Source organism: Endozoicomonas sp. (assembly GCF_051008435.1).
Classification (GTDB): domain Bacteria; phylum Pseudomonadota; class Gammaproteobacteria; order Pseudomonadales; family Endozoicomonadaceae; genus Endozoicomonas_A.
The window spans coordinates 26,022-42,804 of the sequence record NZ_JBPCXO010000106.1 but is presented as its reverse complement, the minus strand read 5'-3'; the positions used below and the strand labels follow the sequence as shown (position 1 = coordinate 42,804).

14 protein-coding genes are annotated in these 16,783 nt (G+C 48.2%); 2 read left to right on the top strand and 12 right to left on the bottom strand.

Annotation, left to right across the window (positions count from 1 at the left end; genetic code table 11):
• Positions 1–204 precede the first annotated feature (204 nt).
• From ACR2PX_RS04875 to rluD, 4 genes are all read right to left on the bottom strand, one after another.
• Positions 205–333 carry a hypothetical protein gene (locus tag ACR2PX_RS04875; protein ID WP_433998241.1) on the bottom strand — a complete coding sequence of 43 codons (129 nt, stop codon included), beginning with the start codon at positions 331–333 and terminating at the stop codon, positions 205–207.
• 173 nt (positions 334–506) lie between these two features.
• Positions 507–821, bottom strand: a complete 315-nt coding sequence (locus ACR2PX_RS04870) for a BrnT family toxin (protein WP_433998240.1) — start codon at positions 819–821, stop codon at positions 507–509.
• Between the two features lie 324 nt (positions 822–1,145).
• On the bottom strand, positions 1,146–1,886 hold the full coding sequence (gene pgeF, locus ACR2PX_RS04865; protein ID WP_433998239.1) for a peptidoglycan editing factor PgeF: 741 nt from the start codon (positions 1,884–1,886) through the stop codon (positions 1,146–1,148).
• Between the two features lie 82 nt (positions 1,887–1,968).
• Positions 1,969–2,925, bottom strand: coding sequence for a 23S rRNA pseudouridine(1911/1915/1917) synthase RluD (rluD, locus tag ACR2PX_RS04860; RefSeq protein WP_433998238.1), 957 nt, complete (start codon positions 2,923–2,925; stop codon positions 1,969–1,971).
• Positions 2,926–3,301: 376 nt separating this feature from the next.
• On the opposite strand from rluD, the gene ACR2PX_RS04855 reads away from it, so the two are divergent.
• Positions 3,302–4,237 carry an outer membrane protein assembly factor BamD gene (locus ACR2PX_RS04855; protein WP_433998237.1) on the top strand — a complete coding sequence of 312 codons (936 nt, stop codon included), beginning with the start codon at positions 3,302–3,304 and terminating at the stop codon, positions 4,235–4,237.
• 54 nt (positions 4,238–4,291) lie between these two features.
• Entirely contained in the window at positions 4,292–4,486 is a 195-nt protein-coding gene (yacG, locus tag ACR2PX_RS04850) for a DNA gyrase inhibitor YacG (protein WP_062268881.1), read from the top strand.
• Here the strand turns inward: yacG and ACR2PX_RS04845 are convergent.
• From ACR2PX_RS04845 to ftsZ, 8 genes are all read right to left on the bottom strand, one after another.
• A complete protein-coding gene (locus tag ACR2PX_RS04845; protein WP_433998236.1) occupies positions 4,475–5,602 on the bottom strand; it encodes a hypothetical protein in 1,128 nt (375 codons plus the stop codon). The genes yacG and ACR2PX_RS04845 overlap by 12 nt on opposite strands.
• Positions 5,603–5,789: 187 nt before the next feature.
• Positions 5,790–6,770, bottom strand: coding sequence for a Nudix family hydrolase (locus tag ACR2PX_RS04840; RefSeq protein WP_433998235.1), 981 nt, complete (start codon positions 6,768–6,770; stop codon positions 5,790–5,792).
• A gap of 396 nt (positions 6,771–7,166) precedes the next feature.
• Positions 7,167–8,384, bottom strand: a complete 1,218-nt coding sequence (gene argJ / locus ACR2PX_RS04835) for a bifunctional glutamate N-acetyltransferase/amino-acid acetyltransferase ArgJ (protein ID WP_433998234.1) — start codon at positions 8,382–8,384, stop codon at positions 7,167–7,169.
• Between the two features lie 202 nt (positions 8,385–8,586).
• Positions 8,587–9,864, bottom strand: a complete 1,278-nt coding sequence (aroA, locus tag ACR2PX_RS04830) for a 3-phosphoshikimate 1-carboxyvinyltransferase (RefSeq protein WP_433998233.1) — start codon at positions 9,862–9,864, stop codon at positions 8,587–8,589.
• Positions 9,865–10,002: 138 nt separating this feature from the next.
• Positions 10,003–12,732: a preprotein translocase subunit SecA gene (secA, locus tag ACR2PX_RS04825; protein WP_433998232.1), complete on the bottom strand. Its 2,730-nt coding sequence runs from the start codon at positions 12,730–12,732 to the stop codon at positions 10,003–10,005.
• Positions 12,733–13,209: 477 nt separating this feature from the next.
• Positions 13,210–14,145: a M23 family metallopeptidase gene (locus ACR2PX_RS04820; RefSeq protein ID WP_433998231.1), complete on the bottom strand. Its 936-nt coding sequence runs from the start codon at positions 14,143–14,145 to the stop codon at positions 13,210–13,212.
• A gap of 423 nt (positions 14,146–14,568) precedes the next feature.
• The gene (gene lpxC / locus ACR2PX_RS04815; RefSeq protein ID WP_433998230.1) at positions 14,569–15,483 is read right to left on the bottom strand and encodes a UDP-3-O-acyl-N-acetylglucosamine deacetylase; all 915 of its coding nucleotides are present in this window, start codon (positions 15,481–15,483) and stop codon (positions 14,569–14,571) included.
• 93 nt (positions 15,484–15,576) lie between these two features.
• Positions 15,577–16,767 carry a cell division protein FtsZ gene (gene ftsZ / locus ACR2PX_RS04810; protein ID WP_433998229.1) on the bottom strand — a complete coding sequence of 397 codons (1,191 nt, stop codon included), beginning with the start codon at positions 16,765–16,767 and terminating at the stop codon, positions 15,577–15,579.
• Positions 16,768–16,783: the final 16 nt, after the last annotated feature.

The window sequence follows — 16,783 nt, the reverse complement described above, 5'->3', positions numbered from 1 at the left end:
TATTTCATAAACTGCGCCGAATCTCGCGCAGGCATTTGTCGCTCTAAGGGATTTTGCGAAGGAGTGCCGTACCGGGGAGTACGGTCGACTGAGTAAAACTCCCTTAGAGCGGCAAAGGGCAAGTGAGAGCGGGAGCATGTTTATGAAATGTCCCGGCTAGGAGCGTGGGCGCTCTCAATTACAATAACCAAGTCACTGAAGCAGTTAAAAGGTTCTACGATTCTTAATCAACCCTTTATCCTCAGCTTCCTTGAGAACCTTACCCCATTGTGTTCGCCTGGGAAGCTTTTTTAGCTCTTCTTTTGTTCTTGGATTATTTACTTTCTTTATCATTCCTTTTTCTCCTATCAGAGGCTAGTTGGAATTCCTGAAGTTCTTCCTTGGAAAGTAGAGGGACATCCTCATCGTTCTCAGCAGCTCGCCTAATATCATCATTAGTCATGCGCTTGAGGCGCTCTACATCGGTTCTGCTCCTTAACTTCTTGGCCTCTTCACGTGTAATAGGTTTAACCATAATCAGTAGCCCTTTCGAATGTCCTAGTGTGATACTGGTCTATTTCATCTCTCTCAGCAAGTCGAGCAGAGATAAGACGAGTTATATCGTCGCCATCGTGAGTGAACCTTTCCGTGTATACAACAAACAGGACGCCTAAGCGTGTTTTACCGATGGTCTGAATTCGATCTTCTCCATAGTCATGGCGAAGGTCTAAACGTTCTTGTCTAAGTAGGTCATCCCAGACATCCATAGCGTCAAGAAAGTCGATACCGTGGTCTCTAAGGACTTTCTCTCTCTTGTTATCATCCCAGTCAAATAACATCATTACCTCCCTATAGTGGGCTCGATGTTACACTAGGGGAGTTATAAGCAGTAGATATATATACCCATTGGATTTCAAGTTGCTACTAGGCGGCAAGAGAGCGAATACCCGTAGTAGGCGGCAAGAGAGCGAATCCCCGTGAGCCTACGAGTAGTAGGTGATCGGGGTGAGCGAACGCTGACAACAACATAGCAACTTGAAAGGCGATGGGTATATATACTTAAATCATTGCTCTATGTTCACTGAGAGTCATTGAGCAATGTCAGTTTTGTCTAAAGCCTTCGATGAGTAACGAGCTGAACCCTCACCAAGAGGGCTCATCCTGCTTTATTCAATCCAGATCAATGTGGCTAGACGACCAGACTGCGCCCCATCTCTTCGGTAGGAGAACCAGCGATCTTCTTCCTTAAACGTGCAGAAATTACCACCACTGATTCGCTTCACGCCCAGTTTTTCCAATCGAAGTCTGGCCAGTTGATAGAGATCTCCATACCAGCGATCTCCCTGACCGGGAATAAAGGCAGACTCTGCCTCTGGATCAAAACTTAAAAAAGCCTCGCGAACCTCAGGCCCAACCTCAAAATGCGACTGGCTGATTGCCGGGCCAAACCAGGCCAAAATCTGATCAGGGGCATCCCCCATGGTTTCTACCGTGGCTTCAAGCACACCGGCCTGAAGCCCTTTCCAGCCAGCATGGGAAGCGGCAACACGAGTACCCGATGCATTACAGAAAATCACCGGAAGACAATCCGCTGTTAAAATCGCACAGGGCAATCCCTGCTGATCCGTCCAGACAGCATCCCCTTCCCTCTCAATGCTATCCGGTTTTGCCGTGACTACTTCAACACCATGAACCTGCTTGAGCCACTGAGGTCTATAGCGCCAGTGACAGCACTCCCCCAGCAACGCCCTGTTTTTTTCCACTACATCAGGATCATCACCGGAACGCAGCCCCAGGTTAAAACTGTTGAAAACGCCCTGACTGTACCCTCCGGATCTCAGGGTTACAAAAGCCCTGACGCCTTTGGGCGCTGGCCAGTCCGGGAACAGGTAACGATCGTCAGACATGTTCAGTTCTCTCTACTTCAAACGCCTGTAGCAAAAAAAGCCCCCTGAGCCACGCATCGCCCCGAAAGGCAAACTGTCCTGCTCAGGATTCTTTAGCGTCTTCTTTTAATACGGTCAGCAGCTCTGAAAAATCATCGGGCAGGGGCGCTTCCCACTCCATGTAATCATCCGTAACAGGATGCATAAGCCCCAGCTTTCTGGCATGGAGTGCCTGATGTTTGAAACCTCTCAGAGCTTCTTCCAGAACGGCTGAGCATCCCTTGGGAATTCTCAGACGGCCAGCATACAGATCATCACCCACCAGAGGAAAGCGAATATGACTCATATGCACCCTGATCTGGTGCGTCCTGCCGGTTTCCAGCTTGCAGCGCACATGGGTATGAGCATTAAACTTCTCCAGAACCCGATAATGAGTTACAGAAGGTTTGCCACTGGCCACTACCGCCATACGAAGACGATGAATTGGGTGACGGGCAATCGGTTCATTCACCGTGCCACCTGCGGTCATCACGCCCTGAGCAACCGCTTCATACTCCCGACTGACACTTCGATCCTGGAGCTGCGCTACCAGATCGGTATGGGCTGCCAGTGTTTTAGCAACCACCATCAGCCCTGAAGTATCCTTATCCAGACGATGAACAATGCCCGCTCTGGGCACTGAAGCAATTTCAGGAAAGTGGTACAGAAGACCATTCAGCAGAGTACCTGAATAGTTGCCCGCCGCTGGATGAACCACCAACCCCACCGGTTTGTTAATAACCAGAATGACATCATCTTCATAGAGGATGTTGAGTGGGATATTTTCTGGCTCCCAGCGCTGCTCATCTTCCACTTCAACACTGAGTATCAGCTGCTCACCACCGACCAGCTTGTCTTTTGGTTTTTTCTTCTGGCCATCCACCAGCAGATCACCGTTTTTAATCCACTCCTGAAGGCGTGCTCTGGAAAAGTCCGGAAAGCAGCTGGCAGCCACCTGATCCAGTCTTTTACTCCCCAGCTCATCAGGCACAATCACCTGCTGATTGATCTGCTCACTCATTAACCACTTCTCAAGTTCTAGGAGCCTGACCGAGAACAATGCTCAAGCACTGTTTCTCAACCGGGATCCTGGCGTCATCAACGAAAAAATAATCTCAGCCGCTACCGCCCAAATGCTGCATTAAATCGGGGTTATGAAAAAGCCGGGTCTTTCTGAACGCAGCAGAATGATATTTATAGACCCAGTTTCTTTTCGTTTTACAGCGGACTGTGTTTAAATTAGTTTGGATAAAGGCAGGTAGTTTATCACACCAGCGGAAACAGGCTGAGCTATGCTCAAAACTTTATCAAACCTGCTTCCCAGCCAAACGTTCAGGGGAGGCCTGATGCATCAGTTCTCCTCACAATCATGCCGGAGTACGGAAACTGTAAACACCATGACAATACTCAAAACGACTTTTTCGCGCCTGGTATTTTCGCGCCTGATATGTCTGTTCCTTGCTGCGGTGGTTCTGGCAGGATGCTCATCAACCCCCGAGAAAGAGAAACTCCCGGAATCCCTGACTGAGGCCGAACTTTACCAGATGGCCAACCAGTCACTGAATAACAAGAATTACTCACAGGCTGTAGAGCGACTGCGTACTCTTGAGTCACGTTACCCCTTTGGATCCTTTGCTGAACAGGCCCAGTTGGACCTCGTTTATGCCTATTTCATGAATGTTGAGCCTGAGGCGTCACGGGCAGCAGCAGATCGTTTTCTGCGTCTGCACCCACAACACCCTAATGCCGACTACGCCTATTACATGAAAGGCCTGGCATCAAATACTGCCGCCATGGGCTTGATTGAGCGTTACCTGCCACTGGATAACACCAAGCGTGATCCAGGCCAGGCTCGTCAGTCTTTTAATGAGTTTCGTGAGCTGCTGAACCGTTATCCGGACAGCAAATACGCACCCGATGCCCGTCAGCGCATGGTAGCCCTGAGAAACCGCCTGGCAGAGTATGAAGTTCATGCTGCCAACTATTACATGAAGCGAAAAGCTTATGTTGCTGCGGTTAACCGTGGGAAGTACGTCGTTGAGAATATGCAAAAAACACCGGCTGTAGAACCCGCTTTGGGTGTTATGGTGGAAGGCTATCAACGAATGGGCTTGATAGAACCCGCTAACGAAACCCTTGAAGTACTGAAACTGAACTTCCCGGACTCAAAACTGCTCAATAGGCAAGGCAAGTTTGTCGGCTATCAATCCTTTGGTGATGTTGACCCATCACTGCTCTATACCGTCACATTCGGCCTACTGGGCGATTCCGGCATCGAAAAGCAGAAAATGCAAACGCCTGTCGCTCCTCAGCCCCCCAAAGACGAACATTAATAGTCTGTGGCTTCCCATAGGAAGCCACCCACCTTCTTCTGGTTTAGTAATTCAATGCCAACAACTGTGAAGTGCCCTAAATGTGGCAAAGACGTGGAATGGAAGAAAGAAAACAAGTTTCGACCCTTCTGCTCTGAACGCTGCAAATTAATCGATCTTGGAGCCTGGGCAAACGAAGAACGCTCAATTCCCGGAAGCCCGACATTCGACGACCTGATGTCGAGCGATATCGACGATCTAAAGCACTGAAAACCCTCTCCCAGCACCCAACTCTACAGGCCAGGGCTCTTGCTTTAGCAGAGCTTTAGCCTGAGCCCTCTTGAACTGCAAAACCTCATACATGGCCTCACGAACTTCTGGCTGGTGCATATGTTCAGCCAGCTCACCAAGCTGCTGGTCTGTTAATCTGGCTATCCTCTCCAAGGCCACCTGTATGGATCTGCTCACTTGCTCCCCTGGCATTTGCTCAACCATGTTCAGCAAGGTTTTCTGCCCACGGTACTGAACTCTGTGCAATCTTGAAGGGCGCAAAAGCTTTTCTGAAAACTGCTCTACAGAACAGTTTTCTGGCAGGGAAAACCGGTTGTAAAAAGACATACCAAAATCAATGCTGATTAACTTACCTGTAAGCAATTCATCACCCTCTTCTACCTTTGCTAACTCATCACCCTCGGCTTGTTTGAAGAGATAATTATCGAGTTTGAGGTAGTCCTGATCACCCAATAGAAAGCGCCGCATCACCAGATTAGTGGCAGGATTATGGTCATCGGTAAACTGGCAAATAGAAGGGAATAATGCTTGATGGAAGAAAGTATCACCCGGATAGTAGCCCCTCAGATCTTTTGAAGCCACACAATGATCCTGCTGTTTTTCGTCCAGGCTGTAACGATAAATATACTCCCCACCATATCCCATAGCTTTCTTATAAGCTTCAGCTGCGAGACATTCTCTCTGGGCCAGAATTTTTCGATTATCGTAAAAATGGGCTTTATACGATTTTCCGGTAATGAGGTAGATCACCTTTTGCAGCAGACGCTTGAACTTTTCGGCTCTCGTTTCATGCCCCGGTGTTTTTACATGCCAGACATCTTCCTTTTTTTCGGTTTTGGAAGAGCCTGCTTCTTTCTCTGTACCCCTGACCTCTGGTTTAATTCGCATTAATTTATGATCAACAACACCTTGATGAATCTGCCCAGGTACTTCTTCCCAATACTCCCTGAACGGTCGATCATTAATTGAAGGCAGTATGTTTCTGCCAGCCTGCCCAGTCTCTTGGTAGTAGGTAACACCTCGATCCTGTATCTGGCGCTGATCATGATTTGAAGACCTGGTATGCAGCCCTTCAGTGACAGGCTGACTTGTCAATGAATCGATGGATCTCCCCAGAGAATCATGACCCGAGGGCAATGATGCTGGAGATGTTGAATCAGTGGGCAGCCCTGATGTAGATCTGTTACCACCAGGTCCGATACTTGGGTGAGACATTTGCTTCCCTGCAAATCATGCATCTTCATTAAGATTAGGAGCCGGTAACATAATGACAATCCTGCCCCTATTGTATCTGAGACCAAAAAGCGCCAACGGCTGCCACTCCCTGGGCACCCGACTCTATTATTGTTGGCTCGTCAGCAATCGACATCCCTCCCAACCAGAAAACCGGTATAGGACAGCCCTCCGTCAGCTCAGCAGCTCTTTCCTCTCCCAGAGTTTCACAACCCGGATGGGTATTAGTGGGCATCACCGGTGAGAGTGTTACAAAGTCGACACCTAACTTTGCTGCTCGATCAATTTGCTGCTGATTATGGCAAGAAGCTGCCAGCCATTGCCCCTGTCGACAAGCAGCTCTCCAATCAACCCCATCTTGCTGTAACTGCTTCGAGGTCAAATGCAAACCGTCACACCAAGTATTAGCCAACTTATCAGGACCCCCTTTCAGAAGTAATTTGACACTGGTTTCCCGACAAAGGTGGTGCAATTCTCTGGCTAAATGCTGATAGGCTGCCTCATCGAGCCACGGAGCCCGAAACTGAATTAACTCTATTCCCTGCTCAATCTGATAGCTGACTTTTTCCAACAATTCAGCAGCGGCATCAAACGGGCCGGTAATCATATAACGGGTTGGCAAAAGGGCCGCAGTAACAATGGGTCCATTAGCAGGAGGGAAATTCAGTTCAGGCAACTCTTTCAATTCAACCCAGCGAATTTCCTGACCCTCATTACCACGGGGCTGGCCCTTGATATCTTCTGCCCACCAGGTATCGAGATAGACCAATTTATCCGGGTAGTCATGTCGAATGGAAATCAGCTTCTGGAAATGCCCAGCTTCGATATCCAGCTCTTCCTTTAGTTCACGATTCAAGGCAGTCGTAATGAGTTCACCCTCTTCGACTTTACCCCCGGGAAACTCCCAATATCCACCCATATGCTTATCATCGGGTCGACGGGCTATAAGAATTCGCCCATCTTCCCCACGAATAACAGCCACTGCAACATGCACTACTTTCCTGACACCCGCCTGCTTTTCTAAAGACATAACCCATTGCCTTGTAATAGTGTTCGACCCGCCGTGAGCCAAAAAGTATTCACGATAGATCGTAATAATCGCATTATCTTATCAAGAGCTTTTTACAGAGTCTCACTACTCACTCATCGACAACTCTCAGCATGCCTCTTCAACTCTCGACCCCTATTCACGTCCACACTCCCAACAGTATCAGCAGGAGTGGTATTTTTTACCAAAAGAAAATTTAAATATCCCAATCTACACCCTCACTTCTCCGTTAAGGTGCCGTCTCTTTTCATGAGTAAGAATGTTCGGGAAAAAACTGAGGCAAACTGAAGGCTTTTGGGTGAGACAGGGAAGCCTCGACAAGCTTCCTTAAAAAACAGATTGTCGAGGCTGCCGGACGATTAATAGCTGCAAGACGTTTTAAGTTCTATATTCGGCATTAATACGAACGTACTCATGTGAAAGGTCCGTCGTCCAGATCGTTTCCGTAATATCACCGGCTCCCAGCAGAACACGAATCAGAATTTCTTCCTGATTCATCACCCGCTCGCCCTGTGCTTCGGTATAGGACCCGGCAACACCTCCTTTTTCAACAATGCAAACGTCGTTTAACCAAATGGCAACCTTATCAAGGTTCAGCTCACTGATCTCAGCTCTTCCCACTGCAGCGAGAATCCTGCCCCAGTTCGGATCACAGGCAAACAAAGCTGTTTTTACCAAAGGTGAATGAGCAATGGTATACGCCACTTCCAGCGCATCAGAAACACTCTCAGCTTGTTCAACCTGAATCGTTACAAACTTGGTAGCACCTTCTCCATCTTTGACGATCGCCTGAGCCAGATTGACGGCCACCTCTTCAATCGTCTGCTTGAGTGCCTGATACAACCCACCTTCAGACTGCATCAACAGTTCGTTGCCAGCCTTCCCAGTAGCAACCAGCATGCAGCAATCATTGGTAGACGTATCACCATCGACAGAAATTCTATTGAACGACAGATTAACCGCATCAGAAAGAAGCTTCTGCAATACAGCCTGATCTACGGAAGCATCCGTGGTAATAAAGGCAAGCATGGTAGCCATATTAGGCTTGATCATACCTGACCCTTTACTGATACCCGTTACCGTAAATTGCTTGCCACCGACCTCAAATTGTCGACTGCAACCTTTAGGTCGAGTATCTGTCGTCAGTATTCCTTCTCCTGCAGCACACCAGCCATCTTCACTCAAACCCGAGAATGCTGTCGGCAGACCCGATACAATTCTGTCAACGGGCAGTTTCTCTCCGATAACACCGGTTGAAAAAGGCAGCACCTGGTCTTCTGATACGGAAGCTATTTCAGCCAAAGCAGAACAAACCGCAGACGCATCATTCATACCCTGTTCGCCAGTACCCGCATTGGCGTTGCCCGTATTGACTACAAAGTATTCAGGCGCTCCGTTGATACGGCTCTTGGCAAGATGGACTGGAGCAGCACAAAAACGGTTCAGGGTAAAAACACCAGCAACGGACGCCCCCTGATCCCAGTTCATAAGCACAAGATCCTTGCGACCCTGCTTTTTGATACCAGCCTCTGCTGTCCCCAGGCGAAATCCACTGACGGGAAACATCTCTGGCCAGATTTCCGGTCCTACTGCCATGGTTTGTCCATCTCCTCTCTGTTAATTCCAAATCAATGCACAAGTCGACTTACTCAGCCCAACCGAATCATGAGAGTGGCGGCAAAGTCTGCAAGGGCTGAATATTCGCGGTCATTAATATAAAAAGCCAGGTCAGAGAGTGTGAGTCAGCTGACCATTTGTGAAGCATAGTTATAGTTAATTATTCACATTTTGTAACTAATTATTCGCGTATTTCTTCAAATATCTGAAAATAGGTTGGAAAAGTCTTTGAGGTACAACCAGGATCGTTGATAGTGACGGGACGACCACCAAATGCCGCCAGCGAAAAACACATGGCCATCCTGTGATCATCATAGGTATCTATTGCTGCAGACATGACCTGCTCAGGTGGATTAATCACAATGTAATCTTCACCCTCTTCCACTTCAGCGCCTACTTTACGCAGCTCTGTGGCCATGGCTGAAAGCCGGTCTGTTTCTTTGACCCGCCAGTTATAGATATTCCGAATAGCAGTCTGCCCTTGCGCAAACAGAGCTGTAGTGGCAATGGTCATAGCTGCATCAGGGATGTGGTTCAGATCAACATCAACGCCTTTGAGTTCACCTTTTTCCACTTCAATCCAGTTATCACTCCAGGTAACTTTAGCCCCCATTTGCTCCAGAACCTCGGCAAATCGGGCATCACCCTGAACACTGGCATTTCCGGTTCCATGCACCTTCAGCTTACCGCCGATGGCTGCTGCCGCCAGAAAGTAAGAGGCCGAAGAAGCATCTCCCTCCACCATGATTTCACCCACAGAGCGGTAAGTCTGCCCTCCCTCAACGACAAAGCTAGTGTATTCGTTATTCTGAACATCAACACCAAAGCGCTTCATGACGGAAAGGGTAATATCTATATAGGGTTTGGAAACCAGCTCACCCTCAATCGTGATAACCGTTCTGCCCTTAGCCAAAGGAGCAGCCATCAGCATAGCGGTCAGGAACTGACTGGAAATGTCACCTCTGATACTGACTTCTCCACCCTTGAGGCCGGTGCCCGCAATCTTGAGCGGTGGATAATTTTCCTTCCCCAGATATTCAATGTTTGCACCCGCCTGGGCAAGGCAGGAGACCAGATCACCAATTGGACGCTCATACATTCTGGGCTCACCCGTCAGAGTGTACGAACCCTCTCCCAGGCACAATGCTGCCGTTAACGGCCTCATAGCGGTACCGGCATTTCCCAAAAATAGAGTCAGGCTTTGACCAGAACCCAGGGGACCAGCCAACCCGGTCATTGTACAAACAGTATTATTGTCTGACAGTTGATACTGAACACCCAGCTCTTTGAGGGCCTTCAACATATAGCGGACGTCGTCACTGTCCAGAAGATTGGTAATGGTGGTTGTACCCTCTGCCAGCGCAGCCAGCAACAAGATACGATTGGACAGGCTTTTTGAGCCAGGAATAGAGACCTCCCCTTGCACACGGGAGATGGGCTTTAATACGAGTTGCTCCATTGGACTTCTTATCTGGCCGAATGATAGGGAGCATCGATTATACCGCAATGCAGCAATAAATCAGCTGATGTAAAACAGGGCAAAAAAGAAAACAGGCCGCAAAAGCGACCTGTTTATCTTTAAAGCATTATGCCAGGGTCAGACAATTCTGCCGTGACACTGCTTGTACTTTTTACCGGAACCACAAGGACAAGGTTCATTTCGACCTACCTTCCGGCTCTCACGAACAAACGGTTCAGCCGCACCTTCTGGCAACTCAGCCTCTTCCTCAGAGTCATCAGATAACCCCTGAGCTTGTTCATGCTGGAACTGCATGCGACGAATCAACTCCTGACGACGCTGCTCTTCCATTTCTTCCGTTTTGTCATCCTGCTGAACCTGAACATGAGACAAAATACGAATGGTGTCTGTTTTGATCTCTTCCAGCATGGACTGGAACAACTCAAAAGCTTCACGCTTGTATTCCTGCTTAGGGTTCTTCTGGGCGTAGCCCCTCAAGTGGATGCCCTGACGAAGGTGATCCATGGTCGCCAGATGCTCTTTCCATTTGTCATCCAGTACACGCAACAGGATATGCTTCTCGAAGTTCCTTAAAGGTTCTTCACCAGCAAGCTCTTCTTTCTGCTTATAGCTGGTAACCACCTCATCAAGAATCTTCTGTCTCAGGCCTTCTTCTTCCAGCTTGTCATCTTCATCCAGCCATTTCTTGATTGGCAACTGGATAGCCAGTTCAGCGTTAAGCTTCTGCTCCAGACCTTTCACATCCCACTGCTCTTCAAGACTTTCAGGTGGAATATGCTGAGAAATAACATCGTTAACCACTTCGTCCCGCATGTTTTCTATGCTGGACTGGACGTTCTCTGAGTTCAGTAGCTCATCACGCTGTCTGTAAACAACTCTACGCTGATCGTTCGAAACATCATCGTACTCAAGCAATTGTTTACGAATATCAAAGTTACGACCTTCTACTTTACGTTGAGCTTTTTCAATGGCATTGGTCACCATCCGATGCTCAATGGCTTCACCTTTTTCCATGCCCAGAGCTTTCATGAAGCTCTTCACACGGTCAGAAGCAAAGATACGCATCAGATTGTCTTCCAGAGACAAGTAGAAGCGGGATGAACCCGGATCACCCTGACGACCAGATCGACCACGCAGCTGGTTATCGATACGTCGAGATTCATGACGCTCAGTACCGATAATGTGCAGACCACCAGACTCCAGAACCGCCTTGTGACGCTTCTGCCAATCCGACTTGATCTGATCTTCCTGCTCCTGGGATGGAGTTTCCAGAGCAGCTATCTCAGCTTCCCAGCTTCCTCCCAGAATAATATCGGTACCACGGCCTGCCATGTTGGTGGCAATGGTGATGGCGCCGGGGCGACCAGCCTGGGCAATGATCTCAGCTTCTTTCTCGTGGAATTTGGCATTCAGAACATTATGGGGAATTTTTGCCTTATTCAGGGCATTCGACAGCAACTCAGAAGAATCAATGGAAGCCGTACCCACCAGAACAGGACGCTCTTCCTTCACTGTTTCCTTGATGTCCGCAATGATGGCTTCGTATTTTTCCTCGATAGTCAGATAGACGAGGTCATTACCATCCAGACGCACCATAGGTTTATGGGTAGGTATAACAATAACATCCAAACCATAAATCTGACGAAGTTCGAAGGCTTCTGTATCGGCTGTACCGGTCATACCAGACAACTTCTCATAGAGTCGGAAGTAGTTCTGGAACGTTGTAGAAGCCAGAGTTTGGCTCTCGGCCTGAATACTCAGTCCTTCTTTGGCTTCCAACGCCTGATGCAGGCCTTCTGACAGGCGACGACCCGGCATAGTACGACCTGTATGCTCATCCACAAGAAGGACTTCGCCTTCTGTCACAATGTATTCAACATTGCGAGTGAACAGTACATGCGCTTTCAATGCTGCATTCACATGGTGCAGCATGTTCAGGTTATGAGCAGAGTAAAGACTCTCACCTTCTGGAAGCAATGTCAGTTGCTGTAACTGCTCTTCAATGAACAGATGACCCACTTCAGTCAGCTCAACCTGACGGGTTTTTTCGTCCACCAGATAATGGCCCGTTGGCTCTTCACCTTCTTCAAGCTCCCCTTCCTGCTTCTTCAACTGAGGAGCCAGCTTGTTCATCTGCTTATACAGTTCAGAAGAATCTTCAGCCGGACCAGAAATAATCAGCGGAGTACGGGCTTCGTCAATCAGGATAGAGTCCACTTCATCGACTACGGAATAGTGCAACTCACGCTGAAACTTGTCTTCCTTACGGAAAGCCATGTTGTCACGAAGATAATCAAAGCCGAATTCGTTATTAGTGCCGTAGGTAATATCAGCCTGATAGGCTTCTCTTTTTTCTTCTGGAGACTGCTGAGGAACCACAACTCCAACGGTCAGCCCGAGAAACTCATAAAGAGTACTCATCCACTGGGCATCACGACGAGCCAGGTAGTCGTTGACGGTGACAACATGAACACCTTTACCTGTGATCGCATTCAGGTAAACAGGCAGAGTAGCCATCAGTGTCTTACCTTCACCGGTTCTCATCTCTGCGATGCGACCTTCATGAAGAGTAATACCACCGATCAGCTGGACATCAAAATGCCTCATCCCCATACTGCGCTTACTGCCTTCCCTGACTACAGCAAAGGCTTCTGGTAGCAAAGCATCCAGATTTTCACCCTGCTGATAGCGATCCTTTAGCGACTGGGTCTTGGCACGGAGCTCATCATCACTGAGATCAGACAGTTGATCTTCCAGAGCATTGATCTGTTTGACCAACTTGCTCATGCGTTTCAGCTGGCGATCATTCCGGCTGCCGATAATTTTTTTGACTAACGAAGCTAACATAGATTGGTTACAGTCTCACTCTAATTCCGGGGCTGCCTCTCTTGCCAACAATCCCGGGTGGGCAGACAAGCTAAATAACAGCCGAATATTCTATGACAATCACACAAAATTCTCATCCATATTAGCTATAAATCTGGCCCTGAATGATTCATAAGCCATAAACATAAAGCCCAAGATGGCGTTTTATTGACCGACGTCAACGCTCGACGCTGCAGCAAGACTGATAAGATGCAGAAAATTCAGCACCTATAAGCATTTATACTTGAAGCATTTATACTTGAAGCATTTATACTTGCCAACAATGGATATGAGGACAGAAAAGAAGAGTTTCAAGGGCAGGCGGACTATTTTTTTCATCGTCAGTTCAGACGATCAGATATTTACTTTTTAGACTGGATCGATTTTTGAATTAAAAAAGTGTTATTCATAACCCGCCCCCTGCCATGATAAACAAGGAGGTCGTGATGACGGACAAAGCTACTTGCTGGCCCGATAGATATAGCGCTGAGGATCTACATGCTTACCATTGCGTATCACTTCAAAGTGAACATGAGGACCTGTTGAGCGGCCGGAACTCCCCATTTCAGCAATAGCCTGACCACGAGTGACAATATCACCCACCTTAACCTTACTGGCCTGACTGTGCGCATAACGAGTCACGTAGCCATTGCCATGGTTAATTTCAACCAGCAGACCATAACCAAAACGATCACCTGACCAGGTTACAACACCCGCAGCCACCGCAATAATGTCAGAGCCTCTTTTTCCGGCCATATCAATACCAGAGTGCCAGGCTCTTTTTCCGGTAAAAGGATCCGTTCTCTGACCAAAACGTGAAGACAGCCAGCCTTTCTTGACCGGCAGACCAGCAACAAAAGCATCATCACTGATAGCTCTGTTAGCCACCAGACTGACCAGAATATCAAACTGCTGCTCTCTGCTATCTATCTGCTCAGACAGTTGATCAATGGCGTCAATTAGAGAAGGTTTTGAATAAAGGGATTCACTGGCAGGTAATTCTTCTGGGCCACCAATAGCAGGCACTTCATCGAATGAAAATTCACCATCATCGAGCTTGGCTTCAACGGTGAGCCGCTCACCCAGAGCATCAAGCCGGGTAATACGGCCTTGCAGCTCAGCAAGACGAATGGTCAGGGCATCAATCTGTCGCTCTGCGGCAAGACGAACATTTTCAACTTCCTTTTTCTGACCCCTCAGGGTTTCCTGCCATTGCTGTAAGCCTTCTTCTGTCAGGACAACACCAGGCTCAGCATTCAGCAAAAGATAAGTAACCCCTCCGCCCAGCATCATACAGAGCGAAATCGCCGAAATAGCAGCCAGTGCCAGCCGCTTACCTGTAACTCTGAACGATTGCGTTCGAGAGTGATCCTGTTTTACAACAATGACTTTCATCTAAAGAAGCCCTGTACTCCCAATGGTTTTATAGTCTCCGCGCCTGCAAAGTCCTTCTACAGAGTACGGAACATTCAGATTATCGACTCAAACCAATAAATCGCATTGACTCTATTATTATGGAAATCGCAACCTATCGCCCGGGCTTCAATGCAAAAGACGATAGAGCGTCATATCCATAACCTGTCCTGAGACAGGACAACGCTATTCAGTTATGGAGAATTGACACAACCATGCAAACTACAGGACCCTGGAAAAAAAAGTCACTTTGCTGCCGCTCTCCTACATCCCTATTTTTCTTCGCTCGTAACTGCTTCAGGCTTCAGATTTCATTTAAATCCAAAAGCACTTAATTTGAGAGAATCCCAAAAAAGGTCGCTTCTGCGACCTTTTTTGAAAGATGATCAGTGCATTCCCATTAGGTTACGCAGTGACCGCGACCGGCTTGAGATAGGAAATGGGTGCCACTTCAGCATTCTCGAAGGTGACCACCTCCCAGGCACTCTCGTTCTCGAGCAGAGAACGAACCAGCTTGTTATTCAACTCATGTCCGGACTTGTAGCCCACGAACTGACCAATCAGACTGTTACCCAGAAGGTACAGATCACCGATGGCATCCAGAATCTTGTGCTTAACAAGCTCATCATGATAACGCAGGCCGTCTTCGTTAAGAATGCGGTAGTCATCAACCACTACAACATTGTCAACGCTGCCCCCCAGAGCCAGATTCTGGGAGCGCAGGTATTCTACGTCACGCATAAATCCAAAAGTACGGGCACGACTCACTTCTTTCACGAAAGAAGTACTGGAAAAATCAATCTCAGAGGTCTGCGAACGACCTTTGAAGACAGGGTGATCAAAATAGATAGTAAAGCTGACCTTGAAACCGTCATATGGCTTGAAAGTAGCAGTCTTTTCACCGTCAGTAACGGTCACTTCTTTCTTGATGCGAATAAACTTCTTGGCAGCATCCTGCTCCTGAATACCAGCTGACTGGATCAGGAAAACAAATGGACCAGCACTACCGTCCATAATTGGCACTTCATGAGCACTGACTTCGACATAGGCATTATCAATACCCAGCCCAGCCATTGCTGAAAGCAAGTGCTCAACAGTATCAACCCGAATACCATCCTTCTGCAAAGAGGTACACAGGGTAGTTTGTCCGACATATTCCGCGCGAGCAGGAATCTCTACCACAGGATCAAGATCTGTGCGGCAGAAGATAATGCCGGTATCGACGGGAGCCGGCTTCAGGGTCAGATAGACCTTTTCACCGGAATGTAACCCCACTCCCGTAGCTCGAATAATATTTTTCAGGGTACGCTGTCTGATCATGATAACGCTATTCCGCGACCTCAAAGGCCCCTGTTATTTAAATGCAACGACCTATTGTAACAAAAGTTACATATGACACAACCGGTCATTCATTCAATCGGCCTGGCGACGTAAAAACGCCGGTATATCCAGGTAATCTACATTGTCAGTTGATGGTGCCTGCCTGCGGGGCTTCTCAACTTCCTCAGTCTCAGGCTGTTCCGCAGTTTTATTGCGAACATGAGGAGGAATATCGAGCTCCTTGAGGTTCAGGGTACCGTCAGGACGGGTCGCCTTGGACTTGGAACCATCAACCACCTTGAGTGACTGCTCCTGCTTCTCACCTTCTCCCAGGCCAGTTGCAACAACCGTTACTCTTAATTCATCCGTCATTTCTGGATCAATAACCGTGCCAACCACTGTGGTGGCATTATCTGAAGCAAATTCACGTACAGTATCACCCACTTCGTGGAATTCACCCACAGAAAGATCCAGACCTGCAGTAATATTGACCAGCACTCCACGAGCTCCCTGAAGATTAACATCTTCCAGAAGAGGGCTGCGAATAGCACGCTCAGCAGCTTCAATAGCCCTGCTACTGCCTGTAGCAGAACCTGTACCCATCATAGCCATGCCCATTTCGGACATAACAGTACGCACGTCAGCAAAGTCTACGTTAATCAGACCGTCACGGGTAATCAATTCCGAAATACCCTGAACAGCACCCAGCAGTACGTCATTAGCCGCACCAAATGCGTTCAGCAAACTGACATCACGCCCTAAAACGGGTAGAAGATTCTCATTGGGAATGCAGATCAGGGAGTCTACGCTCTCTTTAAGCTGATTCAAACCCTCTTCTGCCACTGACATTCTGCGACGACCTTCAAATGAGAATGGCTTGGTGACCACCGCAACGGTCAGGGCTCCCATCTCTCTGGCAATCTCAGCCACAACCGGCGCAGCCCCGGTTCCTGTCCCCCCCCCCATACCGGCAGTGATGAAAACCATATCAGAGCCGGCTAACACTTCTGAAATCCGGTCTCTGTCTTCCATTGCAGCTTCACGACCCACTTCCGGGTTCGCTCCAGCACCGAGACCTCGAGTAATATTGGCTCCCAGCTGCAGATGAGTATGCGCTTGAAGGTGCTGTTTTTTCAGTGCCTGAGAATCAGTATTGGCACAGACAAACTCAACCCCTTCCAGCTGACTATTGAGCATGTGACAAACCGCGTTACCGCCACCGCCACCTACGCCTACGACTTTTATCACCGCTTCCTGCGGTACATTATCCACCAGTTTGAACATGGCCCTCTCCTTTCTA